At 45.3% G+C, this 25936-nt stretch carries 28 protein-coding genes, 1 tRNA gene and 1 rRNA gene; 14 read left to right on the forward strand and 16 right to left on the reverse strand.

The features are described 5' to 3' along the window. Positions 1–31 precede the first annotated feature (31 nt). The gene (ftsY, locus tag EXZ60_RS16155; protein WP_047690012.1) at positions 32–1216 is read right to left on the reverse strand and encodes a signal recognition particle-docking protein FtsY; all 1185 of its coding nucleotides are present in this window, start codon (positions 1214–1216) and stop codon (positions 32–34) included. A gap of 206 nt (positions 1217–1422) precedes the next feature. Between ftsY and rsmD the strand changes: the two genes are divergently transcribed. Next, the gene (gene rsmD / locus EXZ60_RS16160) at positions 1423–2022 is read left to right on the forward strand and encodes a 16S rRNA (guanine(966)-N(2))-methyltransferase RsmD (protein ID WP_029388401.1); all 600 of its coding nucleotides are present in this window, start codon (positions 1423–1425) and stop codon (positions 2020–2022) included. Continuing rightward, a complete protein-coding gene (locus EXZ60_RS16165; RefSeq protein ID WP_010316906.1) occupies positions 2019–2285 on the forward strand; it encodes a DUF1145 domain-containing protein in 267 nt (88 codons plus the stop codon). The genes rsmD and EXZ60_RS16165 overlap by 4 nt, the downstream gene beginning before the upstream one ends. A gap of 75 nt (positions 2286–2360) precedes the next feature. Here the strand turns inward: EXZ60_RS16165 and EXZ60_RS16170 are convergent, their stop codons facing one another. From EXZ60_RS16170 to EXZ60_RS16180, 3 genes are all read right to left on the reverse strand, one after another. Beyond that, the gene (locus EXZ60_RS16170; protein ID WP_017048588.1) at positions 2361–2948 is read right to left on the reverse strand and encodes a YhgN family NAAT transporter; all 588 of its coding nucleotides are present in this window, start codon (positions 2946–2948) and stop codon (positions 2361–2363) included. Positions 2949–3048: 100 nt separating this feature from the next. Then, a complete protein-coding gene (locus tag EXZ60_RS16175) occupies positions 3049–3672 on the reverse strand; it encodes a lysoplasmalogenase (RefSeq protein WP_013855503.1) in 624 nt (207 codons plus the stop codon). Between the two features lie 917 nt (positions 3673–4589). Next, positions 4590–4964 carry a hypothetical protein gene (locus EXZ60_RS16180; protein ID WP_026028288.1) on the reverse strand — a complete coding sequence of 125 codons (375 nt, stop codon included), beginning with the start codon at positions 4962–4964 and terminating at the stop codon, positions 4590–4592. Positions 4965–5184: 220 nt separating this feature from the next. Between EXZ60_RS16180 and EXZ60_RS16185 the strand changes: the two genes are divergently transcribed. Further along, positions 5185–5514 (forward strand): DUF2500 domain-containing protein, encoded by a 330-nt coding sequence (locus tag EXZ60_RS16185; RefSeq protein WP_088720704.1) that lies wholly within the window; start codon positions 5185–5187, stop codon positions 5512–5514. Here the strand turns inward: EXZ60_RS16185 and EXZ60_RS16190 are convergent. Continuing rightward, positions 5511–6524 carry an acyltransferase family protein gene (locus tag EXZ60_RS16190; protein WP_088720703.1) on the reverse strand — a complete coding sequence of 338 codons (1014 nt, stop codon included), beginning with the start codon at positions 6522–6524 and terminating at the stop codon, positions 5511–5513. The genes EXZ60_RS16185 and EXZ60_RS16190 overlap by 4 nt on opposite strands. A 220-nt stretch (positions 6525–6744) precedes the next feature. Between EXZ60_RS16190 and EXZ60_RS16195 the strand changes: the two genes are divergently transcribed. Further along, positions 6745–7215, forward strand: coding sequence for a Dps family protein (locus EXZ60_RS16195; protein ID WP_013855507.1), 471 nt, complete (start codon positions 6745–6747; stop codon positions 7213–7215). A 63-nt stretch (positions 7216–7278) separates the two neighbouring features. On the opposite strand, the gene EXZ60_RS16200 is transcribed toward EXZ60_RS16195, so the two are convergent. Together EXZ60_RS16200 and rhtB are read right to left on the reverse strand one after the other, a co-directional pair. After that, entirely contained in the window at positions 7279–8505 is a 1227-nt protein-coding gene (locus EXZ60_RS16200) for an EAL and HDOD domain-containing protein (protein ID WP_013855508.1), read from the reverse strand. A 36-nt stretch (positions 8506–8541) separates the two neighbouring features. Next, the gene (gene rhtB, locus EXZ60_RS16205) at positions 8542–9159 is read right to left on the reverse strand and encodes a homoserine/homoserine lactone efflux protein (protein ID WP_026028289.1); all 618 of its coding nucleotides are present in this window, start codon (positions 9157–9159) and stop codon (positions 8542–8544) included. Positions 9160–9233: 74 nt separating this feature from the next. Between rhtB and EXZ60_RS16210 the strand changes: the two genes are divergently transcribed. The 4 genes from EXZ60_RS16210 to EXZ60_RS16225 all read left to right on the forward strand — a co-directional run bounded on the left by EXZ60_RS16210 (position 9234) and on the right by EXZ60_RS16225 (position 13034). After that, the gene (locus EXZ60_RS16210; RefSeq protein WP_277435962.1) at positions 9234–10244 is read left to right on the forward strand and encodes an alpha/beta fold hydrolase; all 1011 of its coding nucleotides are present in this window, start codon (positions 9234–9236) and stop codon (positions 10242–10244) included. 138 nt (positions 10245–10382) lie between these two features. After that, the gene (locus EXZ60_RS16215) at positions 10383–11210 is read left to right on the forward strand and encodes a Cof-type HAD-IIB family hydrolase (RefSeq protein ID WP_013855511.1); all 828 of its coding nucleotides are present in this window, start codon (positions 10383–10385) and stop codon (positions 11208–11210) included. Positions 11211–11399: 189 nt separating this feature from the next. After that, positions 11400–12428: a hypothetical protein gene (locus EXZ60_RS16220; protein ID WP_277435963.1), complete on the forward strand. Its 1029-nt coding sequence runs from the start codon at positions 11400–11402 to the stop codon at positions 12426–12428. Beyond that, positions 12429–13034 carry a DTW domain-containing protein gene (locus tag EXZ60_RS16225; protein WP_277435964.1) on the forward strand — a complete coding sequence of 202 codons (606 nt, stop codon included), beginning with the start codon at positions 12429–12431 and terminating at the stop codon, positions 13032–13034. Here the strand turns inward: EXZ60_RS16225 and yigB are convergent. The 6 genes from yigB to EXZ60_RS16255 are packed head-to-tail and all read right to left on the reverse strand — an operon-like array spanning position 13020 to position 17710. Then, entirely contained in the window at positions 13020–13733 is a 714-nt protein-coding gene (gene yigB, locus EXZ60_RS16230) for a 5-amino-6-(5-phospho-D-ribitylamino)uracil phosphatase YigB (RefSeq protein ID WP_277435965.1), read from the reverse strand. The genes EXZ60_RS16225 and yigB overlap by 15 nt on opposite strands. A gap of 3 nt (positions 13734–13736) precedes the next feature. Beyond that, entirely contained in the window at positions 13737–14669 is a 933-nt protein-coding gene (gene xerC, locus EXZ60_RS16235; RefSeq protein ID WP_010319873.1) for a tyrosine recombinase XerC, read from the reverse strand. Continuing rightward, positions 14641–15345: a DUF484 family protein gene (locus EXZ60_RS16240; RefSeq protein ID WP_019281077.1), complete on the reverse strand. Its 705-nt coding sequence runs from the start codon at positions 15343–15345 to the stop codon at positions 14641–14643. The genes xerC and EXZ60_RS16240 overlap by 29 nt, the downstream gene beginning before the upstream one ends. Positions 15346–15369: 24 nt before the next feature. Beyond that, complete coding sequence (dapF, locus tag EXZ60_RS16245) at positions 15370–16200, reverse strand: diaminopimelate epimerase (RefSeq protein ID WP_010319875.1); 831 nt, start codon at positions 16198–16200, stop codon at positions 15370–15372. 11 nt (positions 16201–16211) lie between these two features. Then, on the reverse strand, positions 16212–17465 hold the full coding sequence (gene lysA / locus EXZ60_RS16250; RefSeq protein WP_277435966.1) for a diaminopimelate decarboxylase: 1254 nt from the start codon (positions 17463–17465) through the stop codon (positions 16212–16214). A gap of 29 nt (positions 17466–17494) precedes the next feature. Then, on the reverse strand, positions 17495–17710 hold the full coding sequence (locus EXZ60_RS16255) for a lipoprotein (RefSeq protein WP_170889752.1): 216 nt from the start codon (positions 17708–17710) through the stop codon (positions 17495–17497). Between EXZ60_RS16255 and cyaY the strand changes: the two genes are divergently transcribed. Continuing rightward, on the forward strand, positions 17690–18004 hold the full coding sequence (gene cyaY / locus EXZ60_RS16260) for an iron donor protein CyaY (protein ID WP_010319878.1): 315 nt from the start codon (positions 17690–17692) through the stop codon (positions 18002–18004). The genes EXZ60_RS16255 and cyaY overlap by 21 nt on opposite strands. A 44-nt stretch (positions 18005–18048) precedes the next feature. Here cyaY and EXZ60_RS16265 read toward each other — a convergent pair whose 3' ends face one another. Then, complete coding sequence (locus EXZ60_RS16265; protein ID WP_170889750.1) at positions 18049–20577, reverse strand: class I adenylate cyclase; 2529 nt, start codon at positions 20575–20577, stop codon at positions 18049–18051. Between the two features lie 350 nt (positions 20578–20927). On the opposite strand from EXZ60_RS16265, the gene hemC reads away from it, so the two are divergent. The 5 genes from hemC to EXZ60_RS16290 all read left to right on the forward strand — a co-directional run bounded on the left by hemC (position 20928) and on the right by EXZ60_RS16290 (position 25490). Beyond that, positions 20928–21866, forward strand: coding sequence for a hydroxymethylbilane synthase (gene hemC / locus EXZ60_RS16270; protein ID WP_277435967.1), 939 nt, complete (start codon positions 20928–20930; stop codon positions 21864–21866). Positions 21867–21869: 3 nt separating this feature from the next. Beyond that, a complete protein-coding gene (locus EXZ60_RS16275; RefSeq protein WP_277435968.1) occupies positions 21870–22631 on the forward strand; it encodes a uroporphyrinogen-III synthase in 762 nt (253 codons plus the stop codon). Further along, the gene (locus tag EXZ60_RS16280) at positions 22615–23796 is read left to right on the forward strand and encodes a uroporphyrinogen-III C-methyltransferase (protein WP_277435969.1); all 1182 of its coding nucleotides are present in this window, start codon (positions 22615–22617) and stop codon (positions 23794–23796) included. Before EXZ60_RS16275 ends, EXZ60_RS16280 begins: the two co-directional genes overlap by 17 nt. Further along, a complete protein-coding gene (locus tag EXZ60_RS16285) occupies positions 23796–24977 on the forward strand; it encodes a heme biosynthesis HemY N-terminal domain-containing protein (protein WP_277435970.1) in 1182 nt (393 codons plus the stop codon). Before EXZ60_RS16280 ends, EXZ60_RS16285 begins: the two co-directional genes overlap by 1 nt. Positions 24978–25346: 369 nt before the next feature. Continuing rightward, a complete protein-coding gene (locus EXZ60_RS16290; RefSeq protein ID WP_157726747.1) occupies positions 25347–25490 on the forward strand; it encodes a hypothetical protein in 144 nt (47 codons plus the stop codon). A gap of 145 nt (positions 25491–25635) precedes the next feature. Here the strand turns inward: EXZ60_RS16290 and EXZ60_RS16295 are convergent. After that, a tRNA-Ser gene (locus EXZ60_RS16295) sits at positions 25636–25726 on the reverse strand. A gap of 92 nt (positions 25727–25818) precedes the next feature. After that, positions 25819–25934 (reverse strand): 5S ribosomal RNA (rrf, locus tag EXZ60_RS16300). Positions 25935–25936: the final 2 nt, after the last annotated feature.

Raw genomic sequence — 25936 nt, forward strand, 5'->3', positions numbered from 1 at the left:
GATGAGGTGCTCATTGAGCACCCACGCACACTTACTCTTCGCGGCTAAACAGAGCTTCAATAAATTGCTGCGTTTCAAACGGACGTAAATCGTCAATCCCTTCGCCAACCCCAATAAAGCGGATCGGAATTTCAAACTGATCGGCCAGCGCAAAAATAACGCCGCCTTTCGCCGTGCCATCCAGCTTGGTTAAGGTGATCCCAGTCACCGGGGCCACTTCACTAAAGAGTTTTGCTTGGCTGATGGCGTTTTGCCCAGTAGCGGCATCTAACGTCAGCATCACTTCATGCGGCGCTGATTGATCAATTTTTTTCATGACGCGCACAATTTTACGCAACTCTTCCATGAGGTTGCTCTTGTTTTGCAAGCGACCAGCAGTATCGGCGATCACCACATCCACACCACGTGCTTTGGCGGCCTCAATCGCATCATAAATCACTGATGCGCTGTCTGCGCCAGTGTGCTGCGCAATCACAGGTACATTGTTACGCTCGCCCCACACTTGCAACTGCTCAACAGCCGCCGCACGAAAAGTATCGCCCGCCGCTAAGATCACTTTTTTACCTTGAGCTTGAAACTGTTTGGCCAACTTACCTATCGTGGTCGTTTTGCCTACACCGTTGACGCCGACCATTAAAATAACGTAGGGCGTTTTTTGGCTATCGATCACTAACGGTTGCTCTACTTTAGCCAAAATGTCGGCCATTTCGTCTTTCAGTAAACCGTAGAGTGCCTCTCCATCTTTCAACGCGTGGCGAGAGGCTTTTTCTGTCAGATTGCTGATGATTTTGAGTGTGGTTTCCATCCCAACATCGGCAATCAGCAGTTGCTCTTCCAACTCTTCAAACAGCTCATCATCAATTTTCTTGCCTTTAAACAGGCCAAAGAAACCCGCACCAATATTGGCTTTGGTTCGGCTAAGGCTGCGTTTTAAGCGTGCGAAAAAACTCTCGCTGGGTTTTTCTTGCTCTTGAATTCGTGCTTCTGCTTCTGCTTCTGCTTCTGCTTCTGCTTCTGCTTCTGCTTCTGCTAGCGCAGTGTGTGGCTCTTCGATGGGTTGAGCAACTGCCGTCGTTTCTTGTTCTTGCTCAGCATCAACTGGTTCGACAAGCGTAGATGGCTCAAGCACTTGTTCTGTTTCGCTGGTTGATTTACTTGATTCTTCGTCACCAAAACCGAGCCAAGAGAGTAATCCACGTTTCTTTTTTTCCGTCATCTGGGGATATCCTAGATCTACCTAACTAACTACGACCCTTTTCTTGAAGGATTATCCCTCGTAAGAAAAAGAAAAATGACAAAGCAGTGAAAACTTTCCAATTAGATTGGTAAACTTTGTCATTATTGAAATTCAATGGCTATACCAAACCCGTTTCGGGTTGGCAGATTGGGTATAGTATCACTTTATTAGCGGTCAAAAAATCTATGGTAAGACGTCGCCAACAAAACTCATCACAAAATAAGCCTTCAACGGGCTTTGTTCGCATTATTAGTGGCTTATGGAGAGGTCGAAAACTGCCTGTTCATGATGCCCAAGGTCTGCGTCCCACAACGGATCGCGTCAAAGAAACTCTTTTTAACTGGTTAGCACAGGAGATCGCTGGTGCACACTGCTTAGATTTATTTGCAGGCTCTGGCAGCCTTGGGTTTGAAGCTGCCTCAAGGCAAGCACAAGCCGTGACGCTGATTGAGCTCAACCCGACGGCATTCAAACAGCTTGAACACAATATTGGTGCGCTCAACGCAACTAACTTGCGAGCGATAAATAGTGATGCACTGGCCTTTCTCAAGCAGCAAGGGACGCCTCACCATCTGGTGTTCATCGACCCGCCTTTTCGACAAGGCTTATTAAGCGAAGCCGTCTCGCTTTTAGAACAAAATGGCTGGCTTGCCGATGAAGCGCTAATTTATATTGAGACGGAAAAAGAGTTGGCGCTAGAAGGTATTCCTGCCAATTGGCGTCTGCACCGTGAGAAAAACGCAGGCCAAGTCAGTTATCGACTATTTGAGAGGAGCTCGGAATGAGAGTGTTACTGGTACTTGCAAAAGCGGCGATTGCTTTTGTTTGGTTGATTCTATTACTGAATATTTTCATGCCATTCCCCGGTAAAGCGGCGATTGCACTTTATATTATGACGGCATTTTTGTTCATTATGCACGGACTGCAAATGCTGATTTTTATCGGTGCTTTTGGTGACAAGATCAGCATGAGCCGTTGGGAAAAATGGTCGATTCTGATATTTGGAGTCTTCGCACTGCTCGATATCCGCCGTAAACACATGATGTAAGTTAACGGTACAGAAAAAGCAACATAGGAAAAGCCGCTTCAAGTTCACACGAAAGGCGGCTTTTTTATCGGAAAATTACAACCCCATATAGCTTTTTACGCCATTTAAGAACATTTGCGTTGAGATCATCACTAGCAATAATCCCATCAAACGCTCGACCGCTTTTAAACCACGTTCACCCAGCACTTTGTGGAAGAAACCGTAGAACATCAAAATGATGAAAGTGGCGCCCCACGCGAGCAGTACAGAGGCTGACAGCTCGAGGAGTTTGTCAGGATGCTGAGTCGAAAGAAGCAGCAAGGCCGCAATCACCGAAGGACCCGCGATCATCGGAATTGCCATCGGTACGATAAAGGGCTCTTCCCCCGCAGCTAATCCAGTAATGCTACCTGCACTAGGGAAAATCATTTTAATCGAGATGATGAAGAGAATGATACCGCCAGAAATGCTGAGAGTTTCCGGTTGCACGTGCAAAAAACCCATGATGTTTTTGCCAGCAAACAAGAACAGCATCAAAATGATCAACGCAAAACAAAGTTCGCGCACAAGCACAACACGGCGACGTTTGGGATCAAGGTGTTTTAAGATGGAGAGCATGACCGGCAGGTTGCCAAGCGGGTCCATGATCAAAAAAAGCATGGTCGCCGCCGATAAAATATCCATCTCTCACTACTCACATCAATTTAAAGTGGCAGCAGTATATCAGCCCAGTCATGAGATTTCGATGCTCCTGAAAGTAACGATATAGATGACGCGATAATGTTTACAAAGCCACCGAGGCAGAGATTAACGCTTGCGCTAATAAATAGCTGCCAGAAATAAGATAGCGCCCACAAGGCAATGGCCTGCGGTAATCGTGAATGGCTAACAAACTGGCCGAGAGCATCAGCACCAGACAGCCAACAAACCCGGCAAAGGCAGGCACTGTTTGCGTCTGCAGCCACAACTCTCCCGCCGCCCACGCCAACTGAACTAACATCATACCCATAATGGTTACGGGAAAGATCAAGGTGTCAATTTGCGGCAGCAATAGGAAAAAAGCCACAATACTGGTCGCAATCAAAAGGGCAGGTAGCCACCACACCATAGTGTCAGAAAGTTGCGCCCAGAAGGCTTTACTGTACATCAACTGTGCGACAAGAAAGCTAGCAAAACAGAGTTTTGAGTAGCGTTGCAACAGATGCAATGTGTCCGCGATTGCGGAAATAAGCAGACCGAGCGTGACCCATAAGATAGGAGAAGTGAGCTGCGTGGTATGGTTTAGAACTATCGCCACCAATAACAGCATACTGAGTGTTTTAAACATTACCGCTTGCTTGATTTTGTTACTTTCAACAGCCGAAATACTAATGAATCCAGACAAAGCAACGGAGAGCCAACTCCACATCTCATTTCCCCTTTAAAAATCTGCGGTCAGTGTAGGCATGTCATCATTGAAGTCCAGCAGATGAACGCAAAAATTGGATCTTGCTAGCGAATCGGAACGTTGGCTTTATTCAACAACAAAGAGTGCGAAAACAATCAAAGCTCACTCTTTACTCACTAACCCTCACTTTCAATCACCACAATGCTACCCAGAGATATTCCACTCATTTACAATACACAAACAAAGGAAAAACAACAAAAAACGACACTAAAACAGAAATTATTAAAATAAAAACAAAAATAAAAACAATTAGTTAGTGGAAAAACTAAAAGAAAAACCAGAACTTAAATCCTCTAATAAAAAAACAGCAAAAACTGACTTACTAACTAGCAAAAAAACTGGTTTAACCAATTTTATTTGCGAGAACATCTCATTATTAAATTAATTTTTCTCGAAAAATGAGAATTCACCAAACTCTGACAATGATAGACTACCTAAGATAGTAAAACCAAAAAAAACCATCCAAGCAACATTGCATTAACCTAATAAAATCAAACAAATTCAAACAATTAAATAAATACAGATTAAAACAGCACCAAGAAGAACATTATATAAACACACCAAAACAAGCACTAAACATTGCCAATATCCCCTAAATATGATGATGTTAAGGTGTTATTTTGGATACTTCATCAAATTGAGGTTGATCAACTAAACAAAGTAGTGCTATTCTCATATTCATAGAATGAAACCACAGAATAAAGGAGCAGTGTTATGATTTCTTCATCTCAAAAACAGGGACTTGTAATGATCGCGGTTATCGTAGGCCTAATGACACTGCCAATGATGTACTAAGTATCTAATTCCCAATAAAAAAAGAGGACACCTTCGTGTCCTCTTTTTTTATCTAACGATTGAGTAAAACAACCTAATACCATTTATGGCATTGTGACGTGTTTCGATAGGGCTTCCCAATGAAGATAGTAAAAAAGAAGCGCCGCTAACGTGATTAAGGTCATTAATGAAATGGCTACGCGCCAAATAAAACGACCGCTGCGCGGAGTCAGCTCCTTCTCACATTCATCACACACACGAAGAAATGCTTTGCGATCTTCTAACTGATAGTTATCTTCATGCACAACTTTGTTACGAATAGTGGCAATGAACCTCAGCTTGCCCACCACATCATGTGGTAAACGCTCTTCACAGCTGGTCACCAATTGATGTAACCCCTTCCCCTCAGCGTGATATTGCTCTCTCAACAAGCTTTCCAATCGACGCGTTCGCAAAACCACTTTCTCAATATCTGACATTATCGCCCTCCTGTGCCAACTCTGGTGGCGCTCCATCTATTTTTATCATACTTCCCCACGGAATAGTTGAGCATTTTTGCTCGCTAACCTACCGAGGAAATGTGATATCCGCTGGAAAAAAAACCGTCAAACCAATCAAACTCACGCTTTAGTAGCAAGCAACACCCCTTTGCCATATGTTGCACGCTAAAATGTCGCCTTCATCGCTAAGGAGTTCACCATGCCGCTTTCATTACTTATCGTTGTCGCTTTGTTAGTTATCTCTGCTATTTGGGTATTTAGCTATTTCTATCGTCGCCATGTGCAAGGCGAAAACGCCCCCGAACGCACTGCTAATGTCACGATTATCGACAAGCAAGCCATCGTCATCCCTCATGCTCGCACTGGGGAAGAGGATCAGGAGTTCTGGATTTACGTCCAAAAAGGCAAACTTGGCCCAAAGCGGGAATTTCAAGTCGGCGTGCATTATTACCATGCACTTAACCCAGGCGACCAAGGAATGCTGACTTATTGTGGACACAAGTTTCTACACTTTGCACTCAAGCGTTAAGGTAATAACCAACGTGTTTTTGCAGAGCGAGCAACCCATATACTCACCGCCAGTGATCCTGCGCCGCTTACGAGAATCCATAACGGGATCACCCATGCGGGATTCCCTTGATCCCACCCATACTCTTTTACAGGCCATAGAAAGATGGGATGTAATAAATAGATGCCTAAGCTGTGCTGGCTTATCACACTTACGACTTGCTTAGCACGAGCGGGCAATCTCTCAGCAAAATATCGACACACGATAAATATCATGCTGGCGGCTAAAACGACGTTCAGTGTTTTATAAGAGAGCCAGCGACCAATCGTATACTCACCCGCTGCGACACTGTGGCTAACCACCATCCATACCGTCGTCAATAGTGCCAGACAGCCAAACAGAATCGCCATACATAGCGTTACCCGGTTGAGTGGCACCTTCTGATAGAGCAAGTAACCCAACGGTAAATAACCAGCAAACAGCCATAGCTCATTGCTCCAAGGGCCATCAATACCGCATAAAAATAAGGTGGTCGTCAGCAGCCACACGGCAACTAATGCGTACAGCGCTTTATCATCAACTCTTCGGACCAGCAGTTGTAGAAAAGGGATCACAAAATAAAGTGGGATAAAGTAATAAAAAAAACCTAAATGGTAATACGTTGCGTGGTGCGTACTGTTACTCAGCACCGCCTTTGCAACTTGCCCATCAAATCCACTCGCACTCCAGCCGGACAAATAAGCATAGAAGAGCGACCAAACGATAAATGGCAGCAAAACTTTGCCAAGACGTCGCTGAACATAATAACGCGCATCAAAAGGGCGACGATCACTAAGCATTAAGGCTCCAGTGATCAATATAAAGACTGGCACAGCCCAACGGCTTACACTATTGATGCCAACCGCAACCACCCACTGCTCAAAAGGAATATCGCCGAGTTGCTGCCGATAGGGGGCCAACACATGAATACCGATCACCGCTACAGCCGCCAAACAGCGCAATAAATCAAAAAAAATAACTCGTTTGGTCATAGTGCCTATCCACAGTGTTTTAAGGTTTCTACTATAAAGTTGAAATAGTTGGCTATGTAATCCGCAAGTCAGTTATCGGTAAAGGATCACTAATGCCATTATAATTAATAGCTAATACCTATCGAATAAATCAATCAAAACGAATTTATTTTGTTCACTTCAAGGTGCAATCTAATGCTTAACAAGAGAAATCACTTATCCATGACAACGAGGTGAACACATGACAACAAATTTGATCGGTTTAGATACCAACCAAAGCCAACAACTTGCACAAGCGTTAAACCAATTATTGGCTAACTACCAAGTGTTTTATATGAATACTCGTGGTTACCATTGGAATATCAAAGGAAAAGAGTTCTTTGAACTGCACGCAAAATTTGAAGAGATTTACACTGACATACAGGTCAAAATTGATGAGTTAGCGGAACGAGTTTTGACTTTAGGTTATCAACCGTTGCATAGCTTCAGCGCCTATTTAGCAACAGCACAAGTGTCAGAACACACTAACGCAACTAATGGTCAAGAAACCATGCAAGGATTGGTTAAGGGATTCAGTGTATTGATCCACCAGCAACGAGAAATTCTTGAAATTGCGACGCAGGCGGGAGATGAAGGCACTTCAGCACTGATGAGTGACTACATCCGCGAACAAGAGAAACTGGTATGGATGCTGAATGCTTGGCTGCAATAAACCCCAAGTTTGGGCAAACCGCCGTCGCTCATGACGGCGGTTTTTATATTCGCACGAAATTTATTACAGCAAACGATGAATATCTTGACTCCAGCGCTGCGCCGCCGAAAGCTCATCACTGACTTGATTTAATTCAAGCCCTAGCAGATCACAATGGCTTTCCACTCCTTGCCAGTCCGCTTGCTCAAAACACTCCTCAAGTGCCAACAGCTCGCCAATGGGTCCTTCACGCTTTTGCAATGCTAGTTTGACCACGTCACACAAGGGTAACTGCGCAACCAGCTCTTCAATTGAAATATCCAGTAAGGCATCTAACACAGAAAAAAGACCAATTAAAAAAGCTTGCTCGCGATGTTGACGAAATGAAGGATGCCCAGACATTAATTGGCAAAATTGAGCACGTTGCAAAGAGAGGTTATACAACTCTTTCGGCTTTTTAGCTGAGACAAATGAAGCAACGGCTAGTGATACAAAGGTTTTGAGTTTATCTTGACCAAGATAGACCAAGGCTTGACGAAAAGAGGAAATCGGCACGGATAAGCGATCAGACATAGTGTTGACGAATCTGAGCAACTTGTATGAGAGCGCTACATCTTGCGCGACAATGTATTCAATCCGTTCAAAATCAGCATTTGGCTTACAAACTTCTCGAAACAGCTCCAAGGCGATAATCTGCTCTGGTCCAACATAACGCTGCTTGATCATTTCTGGTTTACTAAAGAAATAACCTTGGAAAAAGCTAAAACCGGCATTACGTGTCACGGTGAACTGGTGATCCGTTTCAACTCGTTCCGCTAAATAACGACGCTTACTGCCTTCCGCTAAACGCTGACGTACAAACTCGCAAGCGTGATCTAAGCCCAGCGCCATAATATCGAGCTTGACGATGTGCACATAACTCAGAAAGCGTTCCCATTCTGGCGCATACACAAAGTCATCCAGCGCCACCAGATAGCCACGCCGATACAACTCTTTAATCGCCTCAAGCAGTTCATCCGTCGGCTCACAGGTTTCGAGCACTTCCACCACAATTTGTTCTCGCGGCAACGTTAAAGGCAGACGGCGAATTAAACTCTTGTAGGGAAAATTAATAAAACAACGTGATTTGGGAATATTGGGATTGATCCCCACCGCAAGAAAGTTTTCGACGATCAAGCGATACGTGGCTCGATTCGACTCAATGTGTGCTGGAAACGCGTTTTTTTCCCCATCACGAAAGAGCAATTCATAGCCAAGCGTATGCTGCTTGGCATTTAAGATCGGTTGTCGTGCGACATAAGAATAATGCATTAGTGATTAACAACTAATAATTGAGACATAGCCATCTTAGGACTTCGCCACTGCCAGTAGCGCTCCACAACCAATAAACATCGAGCCAAATACTCGGTTAATCTTACTCATGACACTCTCTGAACGAATAAAGCGCCCCATTCGTGCGGCTAAGGAGGTGTAACCAAGCATCACAATCGAATCAATGGTTACCGTGGTCACGCCTAACACCAACAATTGAATGAACTGATCTTGGGTTGGGTCAATAAATTGTGGAAAAAGCGCCACCAGAAAGACGATGGATTTAGGATTTGTCAGGTTGATCAACACCGCTCGACGCAATAAAGACCAACTCGTTTGCATTTGAGCCGTTGCATTGGTCATCATACTTGAACGATCACGCCATTTTTGAACACCTAACCACACCAGATACGCAGCACCAACCCACTTAATCACACTAAATGCCATGGCTGATTGTGCCACTAAGGCACCAATTCCGGCTCCCACCAACATGATGTGAAAAGCCAACCCCAATTGTAAACCCACAATCGCGGCTAGTGATTTACGTGTACCGTAGCTAAGGCCATTGCTGATGGAATTGACCGTACCTGAACCCGGCGCCAAACTAAACAGTATCGCGGTCACCACATAGGCAAGCCAAACATGAGTATCCATTGCAATTCCTCTCAACTAGACTAATCTAGCCTAAAAATGAACTATTCCTCGAATCTGTCCAATAAGAATAATCTATGAATCAGACGAGTCCAAACTCCCCACCTTATACTCAAGAGTCTTTCTTTGAGCAAGTGATCAATACCACGATTGCCGATTTCTGGCACTCCAGAGAAGAAGGTTTTATCAAATCTGCTGATAAAACAAAACTTTATTGGTGCAAACTTACCTCGCCTCAACACTCAAAGGCGATCTTCGTCGTCAACGGACGAATTGAATCTTGCTGGAAATATCAGGAGCTATTTTATGATTTTTTCCAACAAGGTTATGATATTTATTCTTTTGATCACCGTGGCCAAGGGCTTTCTGATCGATTAATCGACGATCCACAAATCGGCCATGTCGGTGAATTTGATGACTACATTTTAGACATGCAGCGTGTCATTGAGCACTTTGACTTAAGCCATTATGCACAACGTTTTCTCGTCGCCCACTCGATGGGCGGTGCCATTGCGACCAGGTATGTACAAACATATCCTCAACACCCATTTGCGGCTATGGTGCTCAGCGCGCCAATGTTTGGTGTCAACATGCCATGGCAATTACGTCCTATCGCCATGACACTGAGCCAAGTGCTGACGGCGATGTATAGCAAACCAACCTATGCGCCAGGCTATCAAGCCTATTCTGCAAAGCCTTTTGAGATCAACCCATTAAGTCAAAGTCAAGTGCGTTACCAATGGTTTCGAGACCTATACCAACGCAAACCCGAATTGCAAGTCGGCGGCCCTAGCACGCGCTGGGTATGGCAAGGGCTCATGGCAGCGAAGCTGTGCCAACTGATGACTCGTCAAGTGAAGTTACCAACACTCATCTTGCAAGCAGGGCAGGATGAAATTATCAGTAATGCGGATCAAATTCGCTTTGTCACTAAGCTGGCGAAAACCAATCCATCTAGCAAGCTGGTCATCATTGAAGGAGCAAAACATGAGCTCTTTTTTGAAAAGGATCGCTATCGAAACCAAGCACTTGATGAGCTATTTAAACAATTCCAATCTCTTGAGAACACGGTTGGATCACGATGTTAGAACTGAGCAAATAGAGGAAATTTCAATTGAGAGTTTTACCCTCTTTTTCCTCTTTAAGATGGCGTAAACTAAGCCACACCAAAGTTTCTCCACCATCTGCGATCTGCAAACCAAATCGACCATGATAATGAGGGTTTTATGACCACCGAATGTAAAGAGCACGCGATTCATATCGTGGCGTCCGATCTCGACGGTACACTACTTGCGCCAAACCACCAATTGAGCGAATTCACCAAGCAAACGCTGCAAGCACTTCACCAAAAAGGCTTTACTTTCATCTTCGCTACCGGTCGCCATCACGTTGATGTAGCGGGTATTCGCCAGTTAGCGGGCATTCCTGCCTACATGATTACTTCCAATGGCGCGCGCGTTCACGATCAACATGACAACCTGATGTACAGTAAAAATGTACCGCAAGAATTGGTACAGCCCGTCATTGATGTGTTTAAGCAAAACCCTGATATTTTTGTTCACATCTATCAAGATGAATCGTGGTTATTGAATAAAGAAGATGAAACGCTGCGTGATTTCCACGAAGAATCCGGCTTTAGCTACCAAGTATTTGATGTCAATAACGCACCTACCGAGGGCGTCGCCAAAATATTCTTCACCCACCCAGCGCAAGATCATGAGTTATTAGCTCAGTTTGAAGAACGCTTAAACGATATTTTTGGCGACAAACTGAACGTCGCCTTCTCAACACCTTGGTGTTTGGAAGTGATGGCAGCAGAAGTGTCGAAAGGGGATGCGCTCAAAGCCGTTGCAGAATCATTAAACCTGACCCTAGATAACTGTATTGCGTTTGGCGATGGTATGAACGATGTGGAAATGCTGTCGATGGCTGGTAAAGGCTTGGTGATGGGCACATCGCATCAAAAAGTGTTCAATGCACTGCCGAATAACACAGTGATTGGTAGCAATGCAGAAGACGCCGTGGCTCACTATTTGCGTGAACATTTATTGTAACAGCAGCCTGCAGTAACGAGTGGTCACAAAAAACAGCGCCATTTGAGCGCTGTTTTTTTGTTCATAACGGCTTCGCAATTTATCTCTGATACTTGTCCGCGGGTTGTTAAATTCACACCCATCAGTTCAATTTGCCAGCGCCTTTGTGCCATAATCTAGCCTCGTTGCATTGCCCAAAAAGAGTCTGCTATGAAAGTGCTTCACTGTTCCGCGCTGTTATTGACCACATTAATGCTGCAAGCCTGTGCGACACACAACGCATCACAGCCACCAGCCGTACCGATGGCGAGTTTGGATAAACCCAGTTCAATCAAAGCACAGTCCTTTATTATGCGTGGAGAAGTCGTGGTAGGTCATGAGGCGCAAACCTTTACACCTTGTGGTAGCAATCAACAATATTGGCTAGCACTGACGCCACAGCAGACTCAGCAAGCCTTGAGTTTGGCTCGCTCGCCTTATCAGCCTTTGTATGGAGAGCTCATCGGTACTTTATCAGCGCCAAGCCGCACAGGCTTCGATGCCGATTCCAGCGCACGTTTCAACGTGACCAGCATCAGTATGCTCAGTGCTGAAAATCCTAAACGCTGCAATCAACCACTCAAACCGACACGCGCTTTTGGCAACGAACCGTCATGGTCCATTCACTTTGAAGGGAAAAACCTTAACTTTCAAACCATCAGCGGTGAAACTCAAACATTCGCTATCACAAAAAGTCAGCTATCTGAAACCAAGCGTGAGTACCAAATAAATCAAGGTTCGCTGCTCCTCACACAAAAAATGTGCAGTGACGGGATGAGTGACTCGCTGTACGGCTGGAGTTCCACCTTGAAAGTCGGTGAGAAAAGCTATCAGGGGTGTGCCACCTTAGGTAATAGTGATGCGACGCTTCCATGGACTGGGGCTTATCATGCTACTTCGACCCAAAATAGGGATTTCACGATTCGTTTGCAACTGAATGCGGATCATACTGCTAGCACTCATTATGACTACAACGATGGTCAACCATCGACCGTTGAAAAGGGGTTTTGGCAACCATTAAACCTAAATCAGATCCAAGTTGTCATGACGCGCCACCAGCAACAATATCTGCTTTCCGAACGTATATTTACTCGCAATGGCCACCAACTGAAAGCAGAAAAAGAGAAGGTGGGCGATGTACTCTACCCTATCGCCAATGGCGGTTTAACGTTATTTTCTGAAAATATCGAGACACCATAAGTGACCAGACCGTGCCCTTGCCCAGCTTGCCATTTTAGCTATCAATGCCTCTGTTCACTGCAACCAACACTGGATAGCCAACTGCGCATTGCACTACTGATGCATGAAAATGAACCGCATCGAGCGACCAATACTGGCAAGCTGCTGCTGCGTAGCTTGCCCAATTCCTCTGTGTACATCTGGGACCGAGTCTCTACGGCGAAATCATTACAAAAGAGAATTCTAGATGAGAAGTTAAACGCGGCGGTTATTTTCCCTTCGACGCGCAGTCAATCGCTCACCGAATACCAATCTCTCTCAACGTCTGACACTCAAGAAATCGTGTTTATTATCCTGGATGGGACATGGCAAGAAGCCAAGAAGATGCTCAATAAGAGCCCTTGGTTATCCGATTTACCGCAGCTACACCTCACCCCACATCAAATCTCTCAGTATGGATTAAGGAGAAATCAAGATGCTGGTCATTTATGCACGTTAGAAGTGGGCGTTGAGCTGCTCAACTCTCTCGGAGAAGCAAATAATGCGAGAGAGTTACGCGCGTTTTTCGCTTACTATCTCAAGGCTTTTCAAGCGGATAAAAGCGGTCACGCCCTAAAGCTGCAGTAATGAATCCAGTTGATGGATTTCAATATCAGGCAACACTTTAGCCTTACGACTGGCGAGCAAGGTTTGGCCTTGATCGTTATACCAACAGGATTGGAAACCATTGCATTTTGCGCCTTGCACATCGGTTATCAGATGATCACCAACGTGTAAAATCGATGCTGCAGGTAGCTGTAATGCAGCCTGCGCTTTGTCAAAAAGATCCGGATACGGCTTGGCCAAGCCATCGGGACCCGCTTTAAAAATTTGTTGAAAATAATGCCCCAAGCCAATTTTGTGCGGGTCAACATTGCCGTTGGTAATCGCCACTAACGGCATGCGCTTTGCCAGTTCGGTCATCACGCGGTGCGTCTTCTCTGGCACCGTGATTAAATGACGTAACCGCAACACTTCTTCAATGGCATTCTGCGCAGCCTGTAAAGCAAGTTGCGGCGAATAACCTAATTGAATTAAGCCTTGTTCTATCTGCTTAAATCGCCACTGAGTGACATCATGGCCGAGCAGTGGCTCTTGCAGCGCCAGTTGCTGTTTAAGTTGCTGCCACCAACTTATCGGACGCGTCGCGGAAAGCGGATGATGAGTGTGCAGCCACACGACCATTTGCTGCTCAACATGACAGATCACTGGATGGTTGTCATACAGCGTGTCGTCCAAATCAAAGCTCATCGCTTTAATGGGGCCGATATTGCGATAAAAGTGCATGCGTTACTCGCTCTGTTTCTTTTTACGTGCTCTTGGGTGCGCTTGGTCATAGGCCTGCGCAAGATGTTGAAAGTCCAAATGAGTATAAATTTGCGTCGTCGAAATATTCTCATGACCCAGCAACTCTTGCACAGCACGTAAATTATTGCTCGATTCAAGCATGTGAGTCGCAAAAGAGTGGCGCAGTTTATGTGGGCTAATATGGCTAGCCACCGCCTGCTTTTGCCCCCACTCGGCCATGCGTTTTTGTACGTTGCGATGAGAAATACGAACACCCAGCTTTGAAACAAACAAGCTTTGCTCATCAGCGTTCGCAAACTGCGTCCGTATTTTCAACCAATGCGCCACCCATTCTTTGGCTTGGCCAGCAAAAGGCACCTTACGTTCTTTATCCCCTTTACCCACCACTCGAATCTCGCCGCGGCTAAAGCTCAGGTCTTTTACATTAATGCTGACGAGCTCCGCTAAACGCAACCCAGCACCATACATCAATTCCATCATGGCTCGATCGCGCACTGATAGCGGATCATCATCCTTGACTTCGAGTAGTTGCGCGACTTCATCCACATCTAAGTTTTTCGGTAACGGGCGTTTTTTACGCGGTGCTGCAACGCCTTTGGCCGGGTTAGCTGTCAGTTCACCACGCAAGATCAAGAAATCAAAAAAACTGCGCAATGAAGAGAGACGCGTCGCTAAACTGCTGGCTTTCATCCCTTCACGCATCCCTTTGCTCGCCAGCTGCCGCACCCAAGCGGCATCGACTTGTTGCCATTGATTCAGCCCCATCTGCACTAAATGCTGTGCCATGGTTTCCAGCTGTTGTTTGTAATTGCGTTGGGTGTGCAAGCTCAACCCTTTCTCGCTCCGCAGATATTCATAGAAGCGAGTTAAGGGCTGCTGTAAGCCGTTAGGCAGAGGTGTGGCTGATTCGGTCATGCTCAATCGGTTGCCAAGGTAGAGTCTCAATTAAATGAGAGAGAACTAACGCCAAATGACGTAAAAAGAGGGTATCCATGCTCGGTTGAAAATGGCCGCCATCTTCACTTGCAAACGCTAACACGCCTTGTGATGAGCGCTTACCTAATGGTAGCACCACATACGAACCCATTTCTGGCGCAGCGGTTTGTTCACCAAATAACGCTTGGCGATCCAACTTTTTCATACGCCCTAGATAAGCATTTTTGCCATTAAAATGGTTAGTTGCAAAACGCTGCCATTGCTCTTGGGTCAATTGATAATCGGTTTCAGGCGAGGCCAGTAAACGTATATACGCTACCAAACCTAAGGTTTGCGCTTTGTTTTCTATTGCCTTGCATACTTGCGGCATTGAATGACATTTTAAGATCTGCTCTTGCAGATCCATAAATTCGTGGAAAGTGCGGTCATTATTGGCCGCTAATGACATAAAGGCTGTGATCTCTTCCTCTAACTCTTCAATTCTCTGACGCTGACGATTCAGTTGTACATGCACCAAAGAGACCGCACCTTGTTGATGGTGCGGCAAGGAGAGCCTGTCAACCAGCTCTGAACGCTGGAGGAAAAAATCTGGGTGATCTCGTAAATATTCAGCCACAACTTCGGCTGTGAGTGCATCCGCTTCAACGTGTGACAAAACGATTCCTTATCTTACTTAACCCTAACAAGAGACTTGACCATCAAACACATGAGTCGCAGGGCCTGTCATATAGAGTGGCTTACCCGGCCCTTGCCAGTGGATCTCTAACGAGCCACCAGGTAAGTGTACTGTCACCTCTTCCGCCAATAACCCTTGAAGAATACCAACGGCAACCGCGCCACACGCACCACTGCCACACGCTTGAGTTTCACCCGCGCCACGTTCATAAACACGTAGCTTCACTTCATTGCGATTCAGCACTTGCATGAAGCCTGCGTTAACACGCTCTGGAAAACGCTCATGAGATTCAAGCAGTGGACCCAAAATTTCAACCTCAGCGGTTGTCACATCCTCCACCACTGTCACCACATGCGGATTGCCCATACTCACCGCCCCGCAGAACAAGGTTTTCTCTTCAACGCGCATGATGTAGGTTTTCTCTGCCTGTTTGGCTCGAAATGGAATCTTATTAGGCTCAAATTCTGGTATGCCCATGTTGACGGTGATTTGATCATCCTCTTCAACATTTAAAACCATTTTGCCTTTTTTAGTCGTGACTCCAATGCTGTACTTATTGGTCAGCCCTTTCATCCGCACAAAGCGAGCAAAGCAACGTGCGCCGTTGCCACATTGTTCAACTTCGCTGCCATCGGCATTAAAAATACGGTAGTGAAAATCACTTTCCGGATCATACGGCGCTTCAACCACTAATAGCTGATCAAACCCCACGCCAGTATGACGATCCGCCAAGCGGCGGATCAAATCAGGGGAGAAGAAGACGTTTTGTGTAATGCAATCAACGACCATGAAGTCATTACCCAAACCGTGCATTTTAGAAAAATGGAAATGCATAATGCTTCAATTTACTCCGGCAGAATACGCTCTAATGCCCATAGGCTCGATAGTGCTTCACGCTGACGAACAAGGTGGATTTGTGCACCATCCACCATCACTTCCGCCACGCGAGTACGTGTATTATAGTTCGAAGACATCACAAAACCGTAAGCTCCTGCTGAGCGAACCGCCAGTAGATCTCCCTCATCCAAGACCAATGAACGATCTTTACCCAAGAAGTCACCGGTTTCACAAATAGGCCCAACCAAGTCATAGGTTAGCGCTTCACCTTGGCGCGGCACAACAGGAACAATATCTTGCCAAGCTTGATAAAGCGCTGGGCGCATCAAATCGTTCATCGCCGCATCAATAATGGCAAAATTTTTGTGTTCGGTATGTTTGAGAAACTCTACTTTCGTCAACAACACGCCCGCGTTAGCCGCAATAGCACGTCCCGGTTCAAAAATCAGTTCGAGATCTTGATGGTTACTCAAACGCGCCAACAAGGCTTTGGCATAATCGGAAGGCTGCGGGGGCAACTCATCGCGATACACCACGCCTAAACCACCACCAACATCCAAATGTTTAATGGTGATCCCTTCCTCTTTAAGCTGATCAATTAACGCAAGTAAGCGATCGGTTGCATCAATAAAAGGGGCAATGGCGGTCAGTTGAGAGCCAATGTGACAATCAATACCATGAATGCTGAGATTCTCTAGGCTTTGTGCCAAGCGATAAACATCCAGTGCACGGTCAAAAGCAATACCAAACTTATTGTCACGTAAACCGGTTGAAATATAAGGGTGGGTTTGTGCATCCACATCAGGGTTGATGCGCAGTGAAATCGGTGCTTTGACACCCAGCTCACCAGCCACTTTATTTAAACGTGCTAATTCAGGCTCTGATTCAACGTTAAAGCATTTAATCTTGAGCTCCAACGCGCGTTTCATTTCAGCTTCCGTTTTACCGACGCCAGAAAATACCACTTTCGCCGGGTCACCACCCGCCACCACAACACGCTCTAGCTCTCCTGCCGAAACAATATCAAAACCTGACCCTAAACGCGCCAACGTGTTTAATACGCCTAAGTTTGAGTTAGCCTTCACCGCATAACACACCAGATGAGGGTGTTCGCCTACCGACTTATCAAAAGCATGCCAGTGACGCTCTAAAGTAGCGCGAGAATAGACATACAAAGGCGTGCCGTATTGCTCAGCCAACTCTGTTAATGCGACATTTTCAGCCCAAAGCTGACCATCGTCCTGATAATTGAAGTAATCCAAAATTCGTTTCCTTTAAGCTAAATCAATGACTATGGCTGAGGTTGTTCACTCTGCTCAGGCTCTGCTGGCATGTATAACGGCCCGGTTTGACCACACCCTGCGAGAGCAAGGAGTGACAACATAAAAAGTGCAGCGATTGATTTTTTCATTTTGCATGTCGTGATTATTGAGTCAATGCCCCCTATAATCGCACCACAATCAGGAAAAGCAATAGGATAGACAGGATGAACGATACTGAATTTCACCAACTTGTCGATGAGCAGCTAGAAATCATTGAACAAGCGATAGACGACGCAGGTGCCGACATTGATTACGAGACCTCAGGCAATGTGATGACGTTAGAATTTGATGACCGCAGCCAAATTATTATTAACCGCCAAGAGCCAATGCATGAAATTTGGCTGGCATCAAAGTCAGGCGGTTTCCATTTCAAACTGATCGACCAAAACTGGATTTGTTCAAAAACAGGGCTGGAATTGATTGCGATGGTGAAACAAGAATGTGAAAAACACGCTGGCGAAACGATCGACTGGGTGTAAAGCAACAACGCCAAGTGACAGATGTGTGACTTGGCGCTACCGAACTAAGCGTTGACCGCTTTTGAAGGACGAGAATAGAGCGCGGAATCGTTACGATAAGGGACAATATAGCTTTCCCCTTCTTCTGGGTGGACGATTTGATAATACTGCGGCAGATTGAAGTTAATAAGTTTAGCGGAGAGTGGGTTACCGTCGCGCACTGAGGTATAAAAGCTGTTGACGTTAGTGATCATCTCATCTTTTTCGCCGCTGAACTGGTGATAGACTTCAATTTGGTTCGACTCATCCAACACATAAATGTTGAAGCCTTTATCAGTATCTTCAAAGAAAAACTGCACTAAGCCTTCACTAGCAAAACCATCGACGATTTCCGGCAGTTGATAATCTTGATCGCGATCGAGCATTAACAGCGGTGAACCTTTCAATTTGTTGGTTGAAATACTGCGGTAAAAATCTACCGAATTTTCCAACTTCTGTACCGAAACCCCTCGCCGTTCAAAAAACAGACCATACATTTGATCGCCAATGCGTAACGCTTTAAAACGGCGACGTTTCTCTTGCTCTACCGGTTTCAAACGCAAATCGATACATTCCGCCAGCAACTGGTACACCATGTTGCGCATCACGCCACGCAGACTTTTGCTGTAACAAAATACATCGACAGACTCTGGCGGTAGCGCATCTTGGTGCATTTTGCCAAGCACGGTTTTCAACGCGTCGAGCATCGCCGTTTCGCCAGTAAAATGGAGAGTCCGTACTTCATGCCACGAGTTGCGATACACCAAATCGACACTACCGACTAAGCTTTTTTGTTCAGATCCGAAACTGAAAATATCTATATTTTTCAAATCAATTTTGAGCGACTTACCGCTTAATTCCGCAGTAGGATCATTTTCAAAGTTGATGAACATCGCCAGTTGACTGATTTCACAAGGGCTCGCTAAGGCCTGCATGGTCGGCCGCCGCTTACGCAACGAGAAGGTATTACGCAAATCGCTAACCATTTGATAGAACTTATCAATATCCAACTGTGCGTCACGTACTACTGAATGCAAATGAGTTGATTCCGTGATCAAACCATTAAAGAAGGCCCAAGAAACCAGCTTACTGAGGTATTCATTATGCTCAAGGAAAGGTTGGCCAATCATACGATGGGCAACTAGAGGCTGTTTATACAGATACCAGCCCGCTTTATTGGTTCGCCCTTCTCGAACTTGAATGAACGAGAGATCCGGCTCGTGCAGATCTGGCGAGATTTGTGGATTCAGTAGCGTGACTTTACCCGGCAACACCTCAAACACCGCATACAACTTACGCGCGAGGATTGATATATCTTGTGGGCTAATGGCCGAGGTGATGTCATTACGACGCGCAAACTGGATCAGGTTTCGATAGCTCAGCATCAACGCATCTAACAACGCATGGTGGACAACTTTAACTTGTTCGACTTTCCAATTACGGCGATTGTCTAATTCTTGAACAACAGATTCCGACCAATTCCATTGCTGAATCATGTGGCTTAATGCTTCTCGACGCCATGCCACTGAGCCTAAGCTCGGCTCACGGGATAACTTTTCATGCGTTTTGAGATAAAAACAACGACGCACCAGATCAAGACGGGCAGAATCACCAATACGTTCAAGGTAACGCGTCACTTTTTCAAGCATCAAATAGTAAGCATCCATACTGTACAAATCAGGTTCATGAGTAAAAAACCGTCGTTTGGTATCAATGCTTAATAATTGCGTGTGTGGGTACTCCCACGAATACGCCTCAAGCAGAATCGCTTTTAACACTGACTTGTAAGGCGAGTCGATGCTTTTATAAAGCTGCCAAAGGTTTGCGCCGAAATACTCTTCAGCAGGAATTCGGTTCAACTTACCAAAATCGATCCATTCACTGCAATTAATGTAATCATTGCTGCACAATTCGTGCACGTATTCGTCGTAGCACTCTTCCATTTCAGGAGGCACGATTTGCCACAGTAAACGCTTGCCTGCCAAGCGAACAGCAGAGCGATAGAACTCGTCTAATAGCAGGAGATGTTGCGATGAACCGCAGTTTTCGCCTGTCATCTGCTCAGAATGATTACTGCGAAAACGTAGCTCATCCATCAAGAAAAAGTTAGCTTCCACCCCTTGGCTCTTTGCCCAATCAGTGATCAACAAACATTTGTTGCTTAAGCTTTCCCGCTCATCACAGCTCATACTCGATGCTACACATACCCAAATATCTAAGTCACTCGAGGTGCTTTGACCAATCGACGAGGTACTGCCCATGGTATACAGAGCAAGAATAGCGGAGGTGTCTGCGGTCGGTAAGGGTTGACCTAAGGTGAGTTCTGTATCTTCAACCAGCTGACGTTGGATGTCGTTAGGCTCAAAACCATAGACACCATAAGGGACTTTTGCATCGTAGTAGCCGGGAATAATCGGGTGATTGAAGTGCAGTAATGCAGGAATGAAATGAAATACACGTTGACTTTGCAAATCCATAAGCGCCAGCGCACGCTCGGTACGTTGCTGGTTGAGATTGTCTAATCGTTGAATTAACGTCTTGGTGTAAGCCTGCAAGGTTGATTCCTTGGTTGAAACATTAACACGCGCTTTGATTATATTTTATTCTAAAGCACCAAAAAAACGTGATCAATCTAACATTTTCTTTCCATTTGGTAAAGCCCTCTCGATGCATATCACACTCAGGCAGAGCATGCCTACAATGCGCTCCAATGACCTTGGCTATAGTGTCGTAGCTATTTACACTTTGTCGTAATAGCTCATTATATAAACGAGATATAAATCACACAATTTTGACCAATTTATGCTATCTCTTCATCAATCCTTCACAGCGACGATCTAGTAGTAAACCTTTCATAGCGGGAATGATAGGATTAAACCATCCATTACCTACACTCGGGATTATCATGACTCACGCAACACCCATTCGAATCGCCACACGTAAAAGCCCGCTCGCCCTTTGGCAAGCTTATTATGTTAAAGATGCGCTGCAAGCGGCTCATCCTGGCCTAGAAGTGGAATTAGTGACCATGGTAACCAAAGGCGACGTCATTTTAGATACGCCTTTAGCTAAAGTGGGCGGTAAGGGGCTTTTTGTCAAAGAGTTGGAAGTCGCTATGCTTGAAGGCCGTGCCGATTTAGCAGTGCATTCAATGAAAGATGTTCCCGTCGATTTCCCGAAAGGGCTTGGACTAGTAACGATTTGTGAACGCGAAGATCCACGTGATGCTTTCGTTTCAAACACCTATCAAAGCATTGAACAACTGCCTCAAGGTGCCATCGTCGGCACCTGTAGCCTACGTCGCCAATGCCAACTCAAAGCATATCGACCAGACCTTGTGATTAAAGAATTGCGTGGCAATGTCGGTACTCGTCTTGGAAAACTCGACGCAGGTGAATACGATGCGATTATTCTCGCCGCAGCAGGTTTAAAACGTTTGAAGCTTGAAGATCGCATTCGCAGCATTATTGAACCAGAACAATCGCTTCCTGCAGTAGGGCAAGGTGCAGTCGGGATTGAATGCCGTTTAGATGACGAACGTTTAAGAGCATTACTTGCGCCACTCAACCATTCTGACACGACTGATCGCGTGAAATGTGAACGAGCCATGAACCTAACATTAGAAGGCGGTTGCCAAGTACCTATCGGTAGCTACGCCCTACTCGATGGTGATCATATTTGGTTAAGAGCATTAGTCGGTGAGCCTGATGGTTCTAAGATTGTACAAGGTGAGATTCGCGGCCACCGCTCCGATGCCGAACAACTAGGAATCGCGCTTGCCCGTCAATTGCTCAATGATGGAGCGCGAGATATTCTGTCCAAACTCTACTGCGAGCATGAATAAAGCATGACGGTGTTGGTCACTCGCCCCGAAAATCAAGGGATTGAACTTTGCCAACAATTAGCGAATCTCGGCATTCGCTCCGTTCACCATCCGCTAATTCAGATTAATGCGGGAACCGATCTCCCGCATTTACTCCCAGAACTTCAGCAATGCGACATTATTATTGCGGTTAGCCAAAACGCGGTGACGTTTAGCCATCAATTTTTGCAAGATCACCGATATTTTTGGCCAAATGACGCCAGATACCTTGCCGTTGGTCAAAAAACCGCACATGTTTTCAGCAAATTGAGCCAACAAAAAGTACACTATCCACAGATAAGTGACAGTGAACACCTGCTTGCCCTACCACAGCTGCAATCAATATCGGGCCTTAAGGTGATGATTTTGCGTGGTAATGGCGGACGTGAGCTCATCCACGACAGCTTAATCGAGCGTGGTGCTGATGTGGTATATAAGGAAGTGTATCGACGCGATACGATCACCTTCTGTGCCGCTGAATCGATATCTCTGTGGCAGCAACAGCAAGTCACTCAGTTAGTTGTCACCAGCTCAGGTCAACTCAATTTTATGATGGATCAATTCTCTGATTCACAACGACTCTGGCTGCTAAATTTAGCTCTTTTTGTCCCAAGCGAGCGAATTCGACAAGAGGCGCTGCACATGGGATTTGGGTGCGTCACGAACGTGGGAAGCGCCTCCAATACAGAACTCGCGGCTAGTATTAGCCAATCTAGACAGGACTCTAAGCATGACAAGCAAAAATAATAACCCGCATATTGAACCTGAAAAAGCAGCCACACCTCCTCTGGTTACAGAAAAAGACGCAACGGATAACCTTGATTCACCAAAAAGTTACGTGCAGGATCCCACGTCTCAGCCTGAAGAAAAGAGTGATAAACGAGCAAAGCGCAGCATCAAACTTTCTGTTATTGCAATTACCCTATCCATCATTTTCAGTGGTGGTATTGCCTACCAAATGCAGCAAAAAGACGCTGTTTACCAAGCCAAAATCAGCGCATTGCAGACTCAATTAACACAGACCCAAAGTAACCTCGCGGCTGAAATCAATCAAATAAAGCAAGAAACACAAGCCAAAGCGGACCAACTCACTCACAAAACTGACGTAGCCTTGAATCAACAGCAAAAAAGTATCGACAGCTTGCAACTGGCGATAGCTGATATCAAAGGCCGCCGTCCCAACGACTGGCTACTAGCAGAAGCAGACTACTTAGTAAAACTGGCAGGACGTAAACTTTTTCTAGAACATGACATCGTCAGCGCGACCAAGCTAATGGAAAGCGCTGATCAGCGTATTGCTGAATTGAATGACCCAAGCTTAGTGCCGCTACGCAAAGCCATGGCGCGTGACATTACTCAGCTCAAAATCATCCCATTGATTGATCGTGAAGGGCTAGTGTTACGCTTAACAACCTTGCAGCAACAAGTTGACACTCTACCGCTGGCCAATGCCATGTTGCCTGAAACTCAGCAGCAATCAGCACCACAAGTTTCCGAAAATATTAACGACTGGCAAAATAATCTCGTGAGCTCATTGAAAGACTTCTCGGAGAACTTCATTACCTTCCGCACTCGAGACGGTAATGCCATTCCGCTACTGTCACCTGAACAGCACTTCTATCTAAAAGAAAATCTCAAAGCAAAATTAGAAACCGCCATCAAAGCCGTATACGCAGAACAACAAGAGATTTATACAACGGCACTGAGCACAGCAGATAAATGGTCAGCCAGCTTCTTTAATTCCGATGATCAGAGTGTGCAGCAGTTTAATCACGCGCTATTGCAGCTCAGTAAACAAAATATACAAGTGCAATATCCAGTTAAATTTGAAACTCAGCACGAACTCGCTGATGTCATCACTGAACGCCTACGCCGTGAAGTCTCTCCAATGAGCGTTACGGAGGATAAATAATGTTTAGAGTCATCTTTCTTTTTGTAGTATTAGGGGCCGGTTTATTTATCGGAACCCAATATGCTGGCCAGCAAGGTTATGTTCTTATCTCTATAGCTAATAGAACAATAGAGATGAGCGTGACCACCTTAGTGATCTTTGTGATTGCACTCCTCTCTGGATTATTTAGCTTAGAGTATCTCCTCAAAAAAGCATTCTACGCCAGTTCAAACACATTAAACTGGTTCAGCGTACGTAAGTTAAAGCGCTCTCGCCGTTATACCAATGAAGGTATCATTAAACTTCTAGAGGGAGACTGGAAGCAGGCAGAAAAGAAAGTCACTCGCTGGGCGAACCAGCATGATATGCCGCTGCTCTGCTATCTTGTTGCATCGGAAGCCGCGCAGGGAATGGGCGACAGAGCAAAACGAGATCACTATTTAGATCTCGCCAGTCAGCAAAGTAATGCAGGCCTAGCTGTTGAATTAACTCGTGCCAAACAGCAAGTACGAGAAGGAGAGTTTGAGCAGGCGCTAAGCACTTTATCAGCCTTACAAGCCACTCATCCGAATAACACCATCGTGCTCAACTTACTCAAGACAACATACGTACACCTAGAACAGTGGCAACCGCTGCTTGAGCTTTTACCTAAGCTCCAAAAAGCAAAACAGATCAATGCGGACGAGAGCCAACAACTGAACCAAAAAGCACAATGCGGTTTACTAAAAAACGTGGCCCAGCAGCAAGGTAGCGAAGGCTTAATCAATCATTGGGACAAGCTCCCAAGGAAAACCAAAAACGACGTCATTTTAACTCAATGCTTCATCGAGCAGTTGATCCAACGAAAAGCAGACTCGCAAGCATTTACCGTCATTAAAGAAACATTAAAAAAACACCCAATGCCAGCTCTGTATTCATTATTGGCAGAGCTCAATTTACCAGATAGATACCCAGCAATTTTGTTGTTACAAGAAGCCATTAGTAAGGATAGTGGTAACGCCGAAGCACACAGCGCACTGGCTCAATTGTATATGAGAGAGCAAAAATGGGCAGAGGCGCAAAGCCATTTGGAAAAAGCGTTATTGCTCCGTGCCAATGTATCTGATTACGCTTATCTTGCCGATAGCCTTGAAAAACAAAACTACCCTAAAGCCGCCGCAGAAGTCTCACGTAAGGCACTGACCATGATAGAGCATGTTTAAATGGCAATCTAACTAAGCACCTAAAAATAACCTTATACCAATTAAAGAAAAGTACGATCTCATTAAGGCTATCTAGCTATTGTTAAATATCACGATGGATAGCCTTAATAGCACCGATTTTAAAACGCTGGCGAGCCAACAAAAACCATCCTAATTCTACTATTACCCGCTTGAACACCTGGGATTTCCTGGATAATTTCTTGATCAAAATGCCACTTGACTTAAGGCCGAGCACGGTACAAAACCTAGAGCGGTGAAGCCGCAGCGATTTGAATATGCGTATTTATTTGGGTCGGCTTGGGTCAGCATGCCCCTAAAAATGAATAGGTGAGGCCGTCGTTATAATAAATGGTGCTGGTAGGTATATAAGTGCAGTTTAGTCATGTCAGTGTCATCACGTTTCCTCCTACTCACCGTGCTAAATCCAATAGAGCAAGTGTGCAGTTGGCTCACGCTAACCAACAAAGTTTTGCGGATCACGACGACATTATGTCTGAGGTGTTCAATGTGTAAAATTGTAAAATCGATTTTTGGAAAGTACAGATAGGGTGATCAAGATATGTTCGAGAGATTGAATTAAGCTATTAATTTTCCAGATTGGCATGTTGATATAAAACGAAAAAAACCGCTGTAAAAACAGCGGTTTTTTCTTTAAAAGTGGCGGAGAGATAGGGATTTGAACCCTAGGATAGCTATTAACCATCGCCGGTTTTCAAGACCGGTGCTTTAAACCACTCAGCCATCTCTCCACAAATTGTCACTAAAAATTAGTCTTACTTTGATAATGCTATATTTTTAGTTTTGCTTTCATATTTTTAATGATATGTAAGCGATATTCAAAGCCTGGCGATGTCCTACTCTCACATGGGGAGACCCCACACTACCATCGGCGCTGTTGTGTTTCACTTCTGAGTTCGGCATGGAATCAGGTGGGTCCACAACGCTATGGTCGCCAAGCA

It is taken from the genome of Vibrio sp. 1151_11, from assembly GCF_029478525.1.
GTDB classification, from domain to species: domain Bacteria; phylum Pseudomonadota; class Gammaproteobacteria; order Enterobacterales; family Vibrionaceae; genus Vibrio; species Vibrio anguillarum.